This window comes from Thermoleptolyngbya sp. PKUAC-SCTB121 (assembly GCF_016919485.1).
Classification (GTDB): domain Bacteria; phylum Cyanobacteriota; class Cyanobacteriia; order Elainellales; family Elainellaceae; genus Thermoleptolyngbya; species Thermoleptolyngbya sichuanensis.
Genome location: NZ_CP070366.1, coordinates 425,296 through 438,650, shown reverse-complemented (window position 1 = coordinate 438,650; position 13,355 = coordinate 425,296). Strand labels below are relative to the sequence as shown.

The window sequence follows — 13,355 nt, the reverse complement described above, 5'->3', positions numbered from 1 at the left end:
TGTGATGCCCCACAATGTGATACCCCACAATGCAGGGTCAAAGCCTGGGTTTTGTGGGTTGTATCGCCTGCCTGAGTCTGTCTTCTTTCAGATTGCCCTTGCGAAGGACAAAGAGATACCGAGATAAAATAAAGGTTTCTGAAAATTTTCCCGGCTTAACGAAAACGAATGGTCATTGCAATGCTGATAGCAGGCCTCGTCCTGCTGGTGGTTGGGGCGGAGATACTGGTTCGCGGCGCATCCAAACTGGCGGCGATCGCCGGAATTTCGCCACTTGTTATTGGGCTAACCATTGTTGCCTACGGGACTAGCGCTCCAGAGATGGCGGTCAGTATCCTATCGAGCTACGCAGGACAGGCTGATATTGCAGTGGGCAACGTGGTCGGCAGCAATATTTTCAACGTGCTGCTGATCTTGGGCATGTCGGCGCTGGTGGCTCCGCTGGTGGTCGCTCAGCAGTTGATTCGGCTGGATGTGCCGATCATGATTGGCGTATCGTTTCTGATGCTGCTGTTTGGGCTGGATGGGCGAATTGGACGCTCGGATGGCGTGGTGCTGTTTGCTGGGGCGATCGCCTACACGCTGTTTCTGATTTATCAGAGCCGCAAGGAGCAAAACCTGGATGTGCAGCAGGAATACGAGCAGTATGGCGCAGGAGAGCCGGGCGATCGCCCAGCCGCCCTAGTCTGGCTGATTAACCTGGCTTACATTGTGGGTGGGCTGGTGCTGCTGGTCTTGGGTTCCCGCTGGCTGGTGAATAGCTCGGTTATTATTGCTCGCTCCATTGGTGTCAGCGAGCTGGTCATTGGCCTGACGATTGTGGCTGCGGGAACGTCTCTGCCAGAATTGGCTACCTCCATCGTCGCCAGCTTCAAGGGCGAACGCGACATTGCCGTGGGCAACGTGGTCGGCAGCAATATTTTCAATATTCTTGCCGTGCTGGGCCTTTCGGCAGCCGTTTCTCCGGCGGGTCTAGCCGTGTCTGATTCGGTGCTGCGCTTCGATGGGCTGGTGATGCTGGCCGTGGCGATCGCCTGTCTACCCATCTTTTTCACAGGCAACCTGATTACCCGCTGGGAAGGCGCAGTTTTTATCGGATACTACGCCGCCTACACGCTGTATCTCATTCTCCGCTCCACCCAGCACGACATCCTGCCGCTCTTTAGCCAGGCCATGTTCTGGTTTGTGCTGCCAATCACGGTTTTGACAATTGCCGTCGTAACCCTGCGCGAACTCCGCCGATCTCGCCACCGCAAGCAGCAGATCTCCTCCGCCGAAGATCCGCCGACCCGATAGTCAATCGGTTCGTTCCACCTTGCTCAGCCCTCCAGCAAAACGTGCAGCGCTTCTGGGGTCTCCCTTCCCCGCCTGTGAGAGAATGGAGAATACTGCTGTTAATACCCGTTAGGGGGTTCCGTGAGTTTTTCTGAAATGACTTCTGCAACACAAGCCATGCCCCAACGGGCAGTGTTTCCCTTCACGGCGATCGTGGGGCAAGAAGAAATGAAGCTGGCCCTGCTGCTGAACGTGATCGACCCCAAAATCGGCGGGGTGATGATCATGGGCGATCGCGGCACGGGCAAAACCACTACCATTCGCGCCCTGGCCGACCTGCTGCCCGAAATTGAGGTCGTTGCCGATGACCCCTTCGGCAGTTCCCCCACCGACCCCGACTTGATGAGCGACGACGTGCGGCGGCGGCTCAGCGCAGGTGAAACTTTGCCCGTGTCTCATCGCAAAGTGATCATGGTCGATTTGCCGCTGGGGGCAACAGAGGATCGCGTTTGCGGCACTATCGACATCGAAAAGGCGCTGTCAGAAGGCGTGAAAGCCTTCGAGCCAGGGCTTTTGGCTAAGGCGAATCGTGGCATTTTATACGTAGACGAAGTAAACCTGCTGGACGACCACCTGGTGGACGTGCTGCTGGACTCAGCGGCTTCCGGCTGGAACACCGTAGAGCGCGAGGGCATTTCGATTCGCCACCCAGCCCGGTTTGTGCTGGTGGGGTCGGGCAACCCAGAAGAGGGCGAGTTGCGGCCCCAACTGCTCGACCGCTTTGGAATGCACGCAGAAATCCGCACGGTCAAAGATCCCTCGCTGCGGGTGGATATTGTTGAGCAGCGCTCCGAGTTTGACCAAAATCCGAAGGCATTTTTGGCAAAGCATCAAGCCCAGCAAGACGCACTGCAAAAACAAATCGCCGATGCCCAAGCGCGGCTGTCGTCGGTGACCATTGACCGAGAGCTAAAGGTAAAAATCTCTCAGGTGTGTGCCGAGCTAGATGTGGATGGATTGCGGGGCGACATCGTGACCAACCGCGCCTCAAAGGCGATCGCCGCTTTTGAAGGTCGCACCGAAGTCACCGAACAGGACATTCGCCGCGTCATCGGCCTCTGTCTGCGCCACCGCCTGCGAAAAGACCCGCTAGAGTCTATCGATTCGGGCTACAAGGTCGATAAGGTCTTTGGGCAGGTCTTTGGGCTATCGGAAGAAGCCATCCAAAACGGCGCGGCCGTTGCCCGCTAGCGCAACTTCCCGCTAGCGAAACTTCCTGCTAGTGACACTCATAGAGAACTTGTAGAGAACCTTGGACTAACAATCCGACCAACCATCCAAAATCGCAAATCTAAAATCCAAAATCAACACGCCCCCTATCCCCCGCATGACCCACATCCTTGGGCTAGACCCCGGCCTGGCAACTCTCGGCTTTGGGGCGCTGCGCTGCGAGCCGGGTTTCGGACTCCGATCTGCCGATCGAGTTGAGGTGCTGGATTTTGGCGTGATTCGTACCCCAGCGGGAACCGACATGGGCGATCGCCTTTGCACCATCTTCGACGACCTGCATGACCTGCTGAATACGGTCAAACCCGACCTGATTGCCCTAGAAAAGCTGTTTTTCTATCGCATGGGCAATACGATTGCGGTTGCCCAGGCGCGGGGCGTAATTGCGCTGGTGCTCGCACAGCACAAGCTACCTGTGGTGGAATTCACGCCCGCCCAAGTCAAACAAGCGCTCACGGGCTATGGCAATGCTGACAAACTCGCGGTGCAGGAGGCGGTGGCCCGTGAGCTATCACTGGCGACCATCCCCAAGCCAGACGACGCAGCCGATGCGCTGGCGATCGCCCTTGCCGCCTGGTTCCAGCGGTAAGTTCAGCCTCTAGACTCTTGCTCTAAACCTAAGCAGGCTCTACGCTTCATCCGACGTATTCGGATCTTCATCCTGAAGATGGTTCAAACCCTCTGGCTCAATCCCCCAGGCCTCCAGCAAATCGCCCGTGCTATCTAGCTTGCTGACCCCATGCTCAGTAATCAGGTAGGTAGAACTTTCGTCCTGCACCTGGATCAGGATTTCTCCTTCACTGTCGTCATCTACAATTTCAATGTCGGCTTCGTCGGAACGCTGGAGAGCGGCGATCGCATCCGGATCACCCTTTGCCGCCAAAACCTTCAACAGATTCAGCGTGGTGTAATGTACGGAGCGGGGAATACGTTCTGTCATAGCTATCCTGAAATCAGCTTGAGCTAAACAACGTGAGCTAAACAACGTGAGCTAATCAGCTTGAGCTAAAAAACGTCAGCAAGACTCAAAAACACTCAAAATTCGGTTCAAAACTTTGCTCTCAAGATTCATGCTTCAAAATACCCTACAGCATCCCTGAAAATTTGGATATAGCTCCTTAGAGCTGATTTATAAAGTAGCTAAGCTGCCAAGCGCTTGAGCATCAATTGAATCATGGCACCGTAGATCATGGCTTCACTCATTTCGCAATACAATTCGTAGTCTTTGCTCAAGCGTCGATAGCGATTCAACCAGCCAAAAGTTCGCTCCACAATCCAGCGCTTAGGCAGAATTTCAAACGACTTGGAGGTTCGTTTGATGACTTCTACGCGGACAGGTTCTCCACAGACCTGTTGGACTGCATGGGCAAACTTCTTGCCGCTATACCCCTGGTCTACCCACACCACCTCAAGCCGGGAGAGTTTATCGCTGGCTTCATCGAGCGTGACCACGGCTCCAAGCCGTTCTGAGGCATTCGCTTCGGTGACTAATACCCCAATTAAAAGCCCTTGGGAGTCTACAACGAGGTGGCGCTTACGCCCCTTAACCTTTTTGCCACCGTCGAAACCGTAGATGCCCCCCTTTTTTCGGTGGTCTTGACCGATTGGGAATCAGCAATTGCCACACTGGAGTCTATGGTTCTGCCCATTTTCTGCCGCAGGTCTGCTCGGAGTTGGTCGTGCATCTGCTGCCAAATCCCCTTGCGATGCCATTTGCAAAAGTAGAAGTACACCGTTGTATACGGGGGAAGGTCATGCGGTAGCATTTCCCACTGGCATCCAGTACGCTGCACGTAGAAGATTGCGTTGAGGATTTCTCGAAAGTCCACTTCACGGGGACGACCAAAGCCTTTACCGGCAGGTATCAGCGGTTGCAAAACGCTCCATTCTGCATCACTCATATCACTGGGATAGGCTTTGCGCTTGGGATTGGCGATTTCCGGTAGGCGACTCATAGGCGGGCTTCAGAAGCATCTCTTTCAGACTAAGAGCTAATTTGTAAAGGAGCCTGAAAGCCTTGTTAATCAAGGATTTCCGAGAAACCGCTTTTCCTGGGCAAACATGACCTCAAAGCCACACATGCCAAGAGTTTCAGGCTTCTTAAGATTTGCTTCATAAATTAGCTCTAAAGTTCACCCTCAGGTTCGCCTGCCTCTATTTAGATTTTCTTTATAAATTAGCTCTTAACACAGCCAACTCCCTGTATAACTCCCGATGCAACTTTCCGGCTTTCACCACATCGCCCTGATCTGCTCCGATTACGAGCGCTCGAAACGCTTCTACACCGAGATTCTGGGCTTCCAAGTTTTGCAAGAAACCTACCGTACGGCAAAGCAATCCTACAAGCTGGATTTGGCGCTCCCCGTTGAGTCTGGAATTTCTGCCTATCGCATTGAGCTATTTTCCTTTCCTGCACCGCCGCCTCGCCCCTCGCGCCCGGAGGCCTGCGGACTGCGCCATCTAGCCTTCGCGACCCCTGATCTCGACCGTTCCGTTGTTTACCTGGAGTCTCAAGGCATTTCCGTCGAACCGATCCGAGTAGATGAGCTAACCCAAAAGCGGTTCACCTTCTTTCAAGACCCAGACGGACTGCCGCTAGAGCTATACGAAGCATAGACCGTTCGCCTTCTTTCAAGACCCAGACGGACTGCCGCTAGAGCTATACGAAGCATGGACCGTTCGCCTTCTTCCAAGACCCAGACGGACTGCCGCTAGAGCTATACGAAGCATAGACCGTTCGCCTTCTTCCAAGACCCAGACGGACTGCCGCTAGAGCTATACAAAGCATAGACCGCTGTGCGTAGCCCACTGTGCATAGACCCCCGTGGGCAATCCCTATACGCCCAGCGTGAACAAAAAAGCGCAAAGACAAAAAAACGGGCTAACCCGTTCCAGGTTAACCCGTCAATTGGGAACGCTCGAAGAAACTACTTTTGCACCACCAGCTTCACGTTGGCGTTTTGCAGACCGGGGCGCTTCACTTCTGCCAGCGTCTTGTTGACGGCATACTTCTGGTTGATGGAATTGATCAGCTCGGTCTGGTTGTGCTTCTTGGCAACGCCCCAGAGGTCGGCGATCAGGTCGAAGGAACCATCGGCATTGCGAGACCAGCCCAGATCATACTCGCCTTCCAGAACGGCAACGATGTCAGAGCGAACGCGCTGACCATTGTAGCCGCGCACATCAGCTTCGGTCTTGACCGTGATGCCCAGATCCCGCAGAGAAGCCTTCAGGATTTCGGCATCGGTGATTTTGGTACGCAGAGTGCTAAAGTGAGACATTTCGGATTTCCTCCTGTAGGGAAAACTGAGAGAGACAACGTTTTTTGGTAGGTAGGTACCGCCCGGCTCAGCCTTTGGAGGGCAAACAGAAGCGGCTATAGCGATTAGACTGCTAGCAATGTGCTAGCCTTTCCTCCTGTTGGGAGCAGGAGAGAAAGCCCGTTTAGCTCCACTCCAGCCGCTTATACTCCTCTTCGCGGCTTCGCTCTTCAGCGATAGAAGTGGCGGCAGGTCGCGCGCGCTGCCTCGCCCATTCCCGCAGGGCGACTACCTGCTCAGCCATCGTCTTCGACAGCGGAAGCGTCGATTTGACGGCAGCAATAATATCCAGTTGAGTGAACTCTCGATCTTGAGCAAAGGCTTCGTACATCGCAGCCACGACCGCCTGCTCAATCTCTGCACCAGAGAATCCACACACAACGTTGACCGAACGGCTCGCGCCCGTATTGGGGTCGGTAATCGAGACACTTGCTTCGGTTTCAGAAATCTTGGCCAACTGCTCCAAGTCAAACCGGGAGATGTCGTTTCGCCGCTTGGAGAGGTGGATGCGGAAGATGTCCTTACGTTCCTCAGCCGTGGGCAAATCGACGAAAAAGATTTCGTCAAAGCGACCCTTGCGAAGAAACTCACCCGGTAGCCGATCGACTCGGTTGGCCGTTGCCATCACAAACACAGGCGAAGTCTTCTCCTGCATCCAGGTTAAGAAGGTTCCAAAAATACGGCTGGAGGTGCCGCCGTCGGAATCGGCAGACCCCGCGCTCCCCGCAAAGGACTTGTCTAGCTCGTCGATAAACAGAATGGCGGGAGAGATAGACTCGGCGGTTTTTAGGGCACTCCGCAGGTTGGCCTCCGATCGCCCCACCATAGACCCGTCATAAACGCGACCCATGTCCAGACGCAGCAGCGGCAGTCCCCACAGGCGAGAAGTGGTCTTGGCAATCAGCGACTTACCGCAACCAGGTACGCCCAAAATCAGCATCCCCTTGGGCTGAGGCAGTCCATACTCTCGCGCTCGCTCCGTAAAGGCGTTCGAGCGCTGGCGCAACCAGGACTTGAGTTCTTCCAGACCGCCCACCGAGTCAATGGTGCTGTCTTCTTCGAGATATTCCAGAATGCCGTTGCGGCGGATGAGCTGCTTCTTCTCTGAGAGGACGACTTCCACCTCGGATTCGGTCAGCTTGCCAGCGGCAACTTGGGCCTTGCGATAGACCTTCTCCGCTTCGTCGCGTGTGAGTCCCAGAGCAGCCTTCAGCAGCTTCTCGCGGGTTTCAGTGGTGATGCGTCGAGCAGGGCGGGACTGATCCAACTGATGCGTCAGGACTTGGTTCAGCTCTGCCATGTCGGGGAGCGGGAAGTCTAAAACAGCGACCTCTTTCTCCAGCTCAATCGGAATGTTTTGAACAGGGGACATGAGCAGGATAGTTTTCTGAGTGTCCTTGAAGCTGGCGATCGCATCTCTCAGCCACCGGGTTACCGCAGGCGAGTCGATGAAGGGGTGCAGATCCTTAAACACAAAGATCCCTGGCTCTCGCTGGCGAATGACCCACTCGATTGCGGCTTCGGGAGAAACGGTATTGTGCTGGGTGATGTTGCGCGGCTGTCCAAACTCCACAATGCCGTGGGTAACTGTCCAGACAAAGACTCTTCGCAGGGGCTTCATCTGGGCGATCGCCGCGATGGTCTGCTCTGCCCGCTCTTCCTCAGAGGTCACGAGATAGATTAGAGGATACTGTGCTTGAACTAAAACGTTTAGCTCTTCTCTCATGTCGTCAACCTGCTATGGACAGTGGAGGACACCCGCAAACCGATTGTGATGCAATCGCCGAACCGCAGATCAGCAGCCCCTATGTAACCTGAATGACCTGATAGATGCCCGACCCCAGTGAATGCGAACCTGTAAGCTTCCAGAAACTGCTCTCGAAGCCCATTTTCAACCGCCTACGAACCCGTCAGACAATACAACCCAACTAGCAAGGAACCAAACTCTCTTCACCCGGTCGATCAAACCCTTCGGCAACAGGCTCAGGAGACGGAGTCATAGAAACGCGATCGACTAACTCGCCATCATCCTGCACGACTCCAGCGTGACTCGCCAAAGAAACCAGCTCACCCTCGCGGATCACATAGGAACTCTCACACCCAGGACAGTTGTATACTCGATGAGTCTGCCCATGAGACACAGATCCGAGAGACGCTTCTACTTCATCGACGACGTGCGGATGAGTCAGGTAGAAGACAATCGCACGTTCCACAATGCTTGACATCGCTTCGTCATCTACCGCTGCTTTGATTTTCAGCTTGCGGTGAAGCTCTCGTGGAACATACAGGGTGAGTTTACTCTTGTCTTGCATATTGATTTCGCGATTGATACCCGGGTATGTCGTTTAAGAATAGAGGCTTGGTTCAAGTGCTGTCAAGACGGAAGACCGCTATGACGGCAGCATTGTTACACAAGTTTACAAATGGCGTTACATCTCGATTCATCAACCGGGGATGGGGCGATCGCCCTCAGCCTTCTGCAACCAGGGCTGGGTCGTCTTCGCGTCAAATGGCAGCCAGCCTGTTGCTCAGTCTGAGCGTCGGACTGGTCAGCAGTTGTTCTCAGCCAGCGGTTAGCGAACGGCGAACCTGGAAGATTTATCAGAACCCCAACTACGGGTTTGAGTTTCCCTATCCCGACAACTGGATGCCTGCGCCCCTGCCAGACAGCCAGGATGGGCGGCGATTTCGCAACCCCTACAGCCCGGATGTGGAAATTCTTGGCTGGGCGAGCCATATCTCGTCTACGCCGGGGGATTCGTCTGAGCAGGTGCGGCGGAGCGTGCTAGCTGCGCCCAACTTTACGACGCGCCAGGGATTGCGCGGACAGTTGCGCGTAGAAATCGGCAGCACCGTCAGCCTGATGACACTGACGCTGACGGAAGAGGGCGTGGTGTATTTCTGGCAGGGGCGATCGCCCAGCGACCAGTTCTCGCAATACTATGAATTCTTTGACTACGTGGCCAAGCAATACTACGTGACTCCCAAGGGCAAATCCAGCCCCCAACCCCCAACCCAGAAATAACCTCAAGACTTACGCACTTGTGATAAGTTTTCTGGACTTGGAGGATTTCTCGCAGGCTGCGTCCGCGAGAAATCCTCCAACTGCGTAAGTCCTAAACCTGAAGTTATTAGTCTGAAATTGCAGCAGCGCAAGGCAGAGGAGCTTGAGACTTAACTCCGGAGCATCGCTACGCCGCTAAATCTTGCCAGCCAGGTGAGCCAGTTGACGCATATTCAGCAGGCGCATGGTCTGCCCAGCCGCGTCAATCTTGATCCAGCCCTTGCTGTCCAGTTTTTCCATGATCTTGGCTGCATCATCTGGATTGATGTCTGTAACATCTGCCAGGTCTTTGATCGGCACGTTGAAAATCTCCGTGCCGTGGGGCGTTGACTTCCCGTAGTTTTCACCCAGCAGCACCAGCGTATTAGCCAGCTTGATCGCCGGAGCGCGGTGCTGAATCTGGAAGCGAAAATTGGTCTGTCGCAAGCGCCGCACCATCAGTTGCAGCATCTTGTGATGCAGTTGCGAATCTTTGAACAGCGTCTGGATAAAGCGCTGGGCGGAAATGCTAAGCAGCTTTACAGGCGACAGCGCCACCACATCCGTCGAGCGAGGAGACTCGTCCAAAATCGCCATCTCCCCAAAGAAATCACCGCGCCCCAAAATCGCCAGCGTGACCACTTCTTCGCCAGAGTGACGGCGCACTTTTACCCAACCCGACTCGACAAAATAGACCGCATTTCCCCAGGCATCTTCCATTAGCACGGCGCGGCCAGCGGGATACTCATGCTCAACCGCAATCGATAAGAGCCACTCCAGGGTTTCTGGACTGGCGGAACTGAAGAGAGGGAACAATTCACTAAAGGCGGTGGTTTGCATGAAGAACGCCCTGGATAAGAAGTCGAGAGTCCCTCCAGGGGCTGTTTTGCGCGAAAGTTATTGGCGCGAAGAGAAACAGTCTGGCGAGACGCATAGTAGTCAAGCACGGGGAGCCACTTGCCAAGGTTAGAGTACCCAGGCGACTAGCAAAATTAGCAGCCGCCTGCGGAGTCTGAAAGCCTTTCAAAAGTGCAGGTGAACGTCATTAGTAGAGCCAGATGGTTAAGTCTAGCGTATCATGGCGCTATCCTGGCATTGTCATGGCGCTGTTATGGCGCTCAGTCCACGTCGGCGATCGCCCGTTGCAGCAGTGGCAGCAGCGGATCGAAAGAGGGTGGCCAGCCCACTAGAATCGGCTGCTGATGGGTCAGCGTGTCGGGGTCGAGGGCGGCTGTATCAAACCCGATGGGTTTGCCGTCCAGATCGCAACACACCAGCCCGGCCGCCCGGGCCAATGCCAGCGGCCCGACCGTATCCCATAGTTTGACCCGGCGGTTGAGGTAAATATAGAGTGCGGCGCGACCCTGAATCACCTCCAGCACCTTTAGCCCAAAGCTGCCGATAAAGCCAAACTGAGCCTGGGGAATATGGCGCAGAATGGATTCACCGTATCGACGGGCATCTTTGGTACCGATTAGAACTGGGAGGCGATCGCCCGTCAGCTCTGGCTGGGTCGGCATGAGCGGAACCACCTCCCCTGCGCCCGCCTGCCCAAATAGCCCCAGTTCCTCACCCCCAAAATACAGTTGATCAAACACAGGCGCATAGATCCAGCCCGCTGTTGGCCGTCCCTGCTCCAGCACTCCCACCATGACGGAATAATGCGGCTTGCCGTGGATAAAGTCTTCTGTGCCATCCAGCGGATCGACCAGCCACAGGCGGCCAGCTTGCTGCGAGAATTGCCGACGCGAGGCGGCGTTTTCCTCGGAAATCACCCCATCAGCAGGAAACAACGCCGTCAGCCCGCCCGCAAGCTGAGCATCCAGCGCCCGATCCACGTCGGTCACGTAGTCATCCAGCCCTTTTTCGTAGACCTTGAACGACCCTGCCGCCAGATCGAGCGATCGCCTGCCACAGTCCACCACCAGCCGATTAATTGCCGCAAGCTGATCGTCCGAAAGCTTCTGCATGGGTTTCCTACTTGCTCCTGCGCTGCGTGCCGTCCTCGTTTGCCGTCCTCATCATAGACTTAGACTGCATCCTACGCGCTCAAGTGCCACGCAACTCAAAGCAACCCCATCAGAACCTACACACCTGCGATCAGTTTTCTGGATTTCGGAGGACTTCTCGTAGATGCGGACTGCGAGAAAACCTCCAACTGCGCAGGTTCTACCTATGACATGGATAGAAAAATACTTGAGGACAGAGCAACGAATTGCCCCAAGAACGCTAGTCATTGTTGCCGATGCAACTGTTCATCCAAACATTTCAAGAAATAATTTCAGATAGGATTGATGCACTTGCGATAATTTCTCTGAACTTCGGACAATCTCTCGCGGGCTGCACCCGCGAGAGATTGTCCAACTCCGTAAGTCCTGTCAGAAATGTTTAAAAATAGCCTGAATGGGGCAACCTGCCAGCAATGTGGCAATTTCTCTAAAATTGCACGGAGGGCCCTGTAAAAGTCCTGTAGAAACGAGAAAGATTACTACCTTAGTGGTTAATTCAGAAATTGATCAAACCCGCTATGGCCCGATGAACAGTTCATCCTTACCCCTTTCCTCAGGCGGAAGGAGTTCGGTAAGGTGGGAATGCGGCCCTAGTTCGTGAAACCTGCTGTAGACAAGCTGCTTTATGGCTGGCAAGACCTACACCTTCTATCGCCAATCTCCTGCCCGCACGTCTCTCGTTCACCCCACGAGTGGGCAAAATCCGCTGGTCTATCGCGCTGTCGTGCTGATGCTGCTGATTACAGGCGCTATGGGGGCGTTTGTCTATCGCCTGTCCGAACTGCAAATCTTTGAAGGGGCCCACAATCGGGAACTGGCAGAGCAAAATCGGGTGCGCCGCATTCCCCTAGTGGCCGACCGGGGAACCGTGAGCGATCGCCACGGCAAGCTCCTGGCCACCAGCCAGATTTCCCGCTATGTCTACCTCTGGCCCCGGCAGCACTCGCCCAGAGAATGGCAGGAAATTGCCGTTCACCTGTCGCCGATGATTGGCGTTAGCCCAAAGGAAATTCTTGGTCGCCTGGAAAGGGCGGGCTATACCTCTCTGCTGCCCGTGCGCGTTGGCAATCAGCTTTCGCCAACCACGTTTGTGGCCGTGGCCGAACAGTTGCCCCGCTGGCCAGGGGTGGAAATTCTCACCGGATCAAGCCGCCGGTATCCCAACGGGTCGCTTGCATCCCATGTGCTGGGCTACATCGGCGAAGCCACTGAAGAGGACATGGCCCGCAATCCCGATTATCCCAGCGGCATGATTGTGGGCAAGATGGGGGTCGAGCGGCTGGCCAACGCGCAGCTAGAAGGCAAGTGGGGCGGGCGGCTGATAGAAGTGGACGCACGCGGTCAGGAATCTCGCTTGCTGGGCGAACAGCCTTCAATTAGCGGCGAACCCGTCCAGTTGACGCTGGATCTGGAATTGCAGCGAACGGCAGAAAAGGCGCTGGGCGGGCGGCGCGGCGCAGCGGTGGTGCTGCATGTGAAAACGGGTGAGGTGCTGGCGTTGGCGAGTTCACCGGCGTTTGACCCCAATATGTTTACCCGCAACGTAACGGAAGCAGAGTGGCAGCAGCTTCAAAAAGGCGACCAGCCGTTTCTCAATCGGGCCCTCCAGGGATATCCACCGGGCAGCACGTTCAAGATTGTGACGGCGGCTGCGGGGATGGAGACGGGCAAGTTTTCGCCCCAGGCGCGGGTGGGCACGTCGGCGTTTCTCAGCGTGGGCGGGCATCAGTTTTGGGAAAGCAGCCGTCGCGGGTTTGGAGCGATCGGCTTCCGCGATGCCTTGGCCTACAGCAGCAACACCTTTTTCTTTCGCGTTGGCATGTCGGTGGGGCCAGAGGCGATCGCCCGCTGGGGCCAGGCGCTGGGCATTGGCATCGAAACGCCACACCTGGGTCTGGAGGGGGCCAGCATTGGCATGATGCCCACGCCCGATGAGAAAGAAGCGCTATACAACGAACCCTGGTATCTAGGCGACACGATTAGCATGTCAATCGGCCAAGGGCTGGTACAGGCGACCCCGCTGGAGTTGGCGGTGATGACGGCGGCGATCGCCAACGGCGGCAAGCGCGTCCAGCCCCATCTCCTCGCTTCCCAAACCAACCGCCCCGACGTGCAGCCCGTGTCAGCCGGCCTCAAACCCGAAACCATCAAAGCCATTCAGGAAGGACTGGTGGCCACGGTGCAAAAGGGCACGGCTCGCCGCCTGGCCGATGGCTCCATCCCCCTGACGGCAGGCAAAACGGGCACGTCGGAAGTCGGCCCTGGTCGCAAGCCCAACGCCATGTACGTGGGCTACGGGCCGGTGAGCGATCCGCAGATTGCAATCGCCGTCGTCATCGAAAACGGCGGCTACGGCGGCGTGGCGGCGCTGCCCGTAGCTCATGAAGTGTTCAAGACCTATTTTGGCAAGCGGTAAGGCGG

12 protein-coding genes and 2 pseudogenes are annotated in these 13,355 nt (G+C 55.7%); 6 read left to right on the top strand and 8 right to left on the bottom strand.

What is annotated here, in order from left to right; all coding sequences use genetic code 11:
* The first annotated feature begins 168 nt into the window (after positions 1–168).
* From JTM80_RS01865 to ruvC, 3 genes are all read left to right on the top strand, one after another.
* On the top strand, positions 169–1,296 hold the full coding sequence (locus JTM80_RS01865) for a calcium/sodium antiporter (protein ID WP_205370461.1): 1,128 nt from the start codon (positions 169–171) through the stop codon (positions 1,294–1,296).
* A gap of 135 nt (positions 1,297–1,431) precedes the next feature.
* Positions 1,432–2,526, top strand: a complete 1,095-nt coding sequence (gene bchI, locus JTM80_RS01860) for a magnesium chelatase ATPase subunit I (RefSeq protein WP_172353902.1) — start codon at positions 1,432–1,434, stop codon at positions 2,524–2,526.
* 136 nt (positions 2,527–2,662) lie between these two features.
* Positions 2,663–3,151, top strand: a complete 489-nt coding sequence (gene ruvC, locus JTM80_RS01855) for a crossover junction endodeoxyribonuclease RuvC (protein ID WP_172353901.1) — start codon at positions 2,663–2,665, stop codon at positions 3,149–3,151.
* A 39-nt stretch (positions 3,152–3,190) separates the two neighbouring features.
* On the opposite strand, the gene JTM80_RS01850 is transcribed toward ruvC, so the two are convergent.
* Together JTM80_RS01850 and JTM80_RS01845 are read right to left on the bottom strand one after the other, a co-directional pair.
* Entirely contained in the window at positions 3,191–3,502 is a 312-nt protein-coding gene (locus JTM80_RS01850) for a hypothetical protein (protein ID WP_172353900.1), read from the bottom strand.
* Between the two features lie 200 nt (positions 3,503–3,702).
* Positions 3,703–4,517, bottom strand: a protein-coding gene (locus JTM80_RS01845) for an IS5 family transposase (protein WP_225906734.1) whose coding sequence is annotated in 2 segments (ribosomal slippage) — positions 3,703–4,139 and positions 4,139–4,517 — 816 coding nt in all. Because the reading frame shifts where the segments join, the coding sequence is not laid out codon by codon here.
* A gap of 259 nt (positions 4,518–4,776) precedes the next feature.
* On the opposite strand from JTM80_RS01845, the gene JTM80_RS01840 reads away from it, so the two are divergent.
* Positions 4,777–5,178, top strand: a complete 402-nt coding sequence (locus JTM80_RS01840) for a VOC family protein (RefSeq protein ID WP_172353898.1) — start codon at positions 4,777–4,779, stop codon at positions 5,176–5,178.
* A 311-nt stretch (positions 5,179–5,489) separates the two neighbouring features.
* Here the strand turns inward: JTM80_RS01840 and JTM80_RS01835 are convergent, their stop codons facing one another.
* The 4 genes and pseudogenes from JTM80_RS01835 to JTM80_RS01825 form a co-directional block, all read right to left on the bottom strand.
* Positions 5,490–5,843 carry a DUF1257 domain-containing protein gene (locus JTM80_RS01835; protein WP_172353897.1) on the bottom strand — a complete coding sequence of 118 codons (354 nt, stop codon included), beginning with the start codon at positions 5,841–5,843 and terminating at the stop codon, positions 5,490–5,492.
* A gap of 163 nt (positions 5,844–6,006) precedes the next feature.
* A pseudogene (locus JTM80_RS23560) lies at positions 6,007–6,255 on the bottom strand (AAA family ATPase); the annotation flags it as partial.
* Positions 6,256–6,323: 68 nt separating this feature from the next.
* Positions 6,324–7,608 (bottom strand): annotated as a pseudogene (locus JTM80_RS01830) (AAA family ATPase); the annotation flags it as partial.
* A gap of 202 nt (positions 7,609–7,810) precedes the next feature.
* Positions 7,811–8,194 (bottom strand): hypothetical protein, encoded by a 384-nt coding sequence (locus JTM80_RS01825; RefSeq protein ID WP_172353895.1) that lies wholly within the window; start codon positions 8,192–8,194, stop codon positions 7,811–7,813.
* 80 nt (positions 8,195–8,274) lie between these two features.
* On the opposite strand from JTM80_RS01825, the gene JTM80_RS01820 reads away from it, so the two are divergent.
* A complete protein-coding gene (locus JTM80_RS01820; RefSeq protein ID WP_172353894.1) occupies positions 8,275–8,907 on the top strand; it encodes a hypothetical protein in 633 nt (210 codons plus the stop codon).
* A gap of 174 nt (positions 8,908–9,081) precedes the next feature.
* Here the strand turns inward: JTM80_RS01820 and JTM80_RS01815 are convergent, their stop codons facing one another.
* On the bottom strand, positions 9,082–9,765 hold the full coding sequence (locus JTM80_RS01815) for a Crp/Fnr family transcriptional regulator (protein WP_172353893.1): 684 nt from the start codon (positions 9,763–9,765) through the stop codon (positions 9,082–9,084).
* Positions 9,766–10,043: 278 nt separating this feature from the next.
* Positions 10,044–10,895 carry a 3'(2'),5'-bisphosphate nucleotidase CysQ gene (locus JTM80_RS01810; protein WP_172353892.1) on the bottom strand — a complete coding sequence of 284 codons (852 nt, stop codon included), beginning with the start codon at positions 10,893–10,895 and terminating at the stop codon, positions 10,044–10,046.
* Between the two features lie 664 nt (positions 10,896–11,559).
* Here JTM80_RS01810 and mrdA point away from each other — a divergent pair.
* Positions 11,560–13,350 (top strand): penicillin-binding protein 2, encoded by a 1,791-nt coding sequence (gene mrdA, locus JTM80_RS01805; RefSeq protein ID WP_172353891.1) that lies wholly within the window; start codon positions 11,560–11,562, stop codon positions 13,348–13,350.
* Positions 13,351–13,355: the final 5 nt, after the last annotated feature.

What these genes read in the sequence shown, in the direction of transcription:
- ruvC (WP_172353901.1), top strand. Translation starts at nt 2,663, where the DNA reads ATGACCCACATCCTTGGGCTAGACCCCGGCCTGGCAACTCTCGGCTTT.
- JTM80_RS01865 (WP_205370461.1), top strand. Translation starts at nt 169, where the DNA reads ATGGTCATTGCAATGCTGATAGCAGGCCTCGTCCTGCTGGTGGTTGGG.
- JTM80_RS01835 (WP_172353897.1), bottom strand. Translation starts at nt 5,843, where the DNA reads ATGTCTCACTTTAGCACTCTGCGTACCAAAATCACCGATGCCGAAATC.
- JTM80_RS01850 (WP_172353900.1), bottom strand. Translation starts at nt 3,502, where the DNA reads ATGACAGAACGTATTCCCCGCTCCGTACATTACACCACGCTGAATCTG.
- JTM80_RS01820 (WP_172353894.1), top strand. Translation starts at nt 8,275, where the DNA reads ATGACGGCAGCATTGTTACACAAGTTTACAAATGGCGTTACATCTCGA.
- mrdA (WP_172353891.1), top strand. Translation starts at nt 11,560, where the DNA reads ATGGCTGGCAAGACCTACACCTTCTATCGCCAATCTCCTGCCCGCACG.
- JTM80_RS01815 (WP_172353893.1), bottom strand. Translation starts at nt 9,765, where the DNA reads ATGCAAACCACCGCCTTTAGTGAATTGTTCCCTCTCTTCAGTTCCGCC.
- JTM80_RS01840 (WP_172353898.1), top strand. Translation starts at nt 4,777, where the DNA reads ATGCAACTTTCCGGCTTTCACCACATCGCCCTGATCTGCTCCGATTAC.
- JTM80_RS01825 (WP_172353895.1), bottom strand. Translation starts at nt 8,194, where the DNA reads ATGCAAGACAAGAGTAAACTCACCCTGTATGTTCCACGAGAGCTTCAC.
- JTM80_RS01810 (WP_172353892.1), bottom strand. Translation starts at nt 10,895, where the DNA reads ATGCAGAAGCTTTCGGACGATCAGCTTGCGGCAATTAATCGGCTGGTG.
- bchI (WP_172353902.1), top strand. Translation starts at nt 1,432, where the DNA reads ATGACTTCTGCAACACAAGCCATGCCCCAACGGGCAGTGTTTCCCTTC.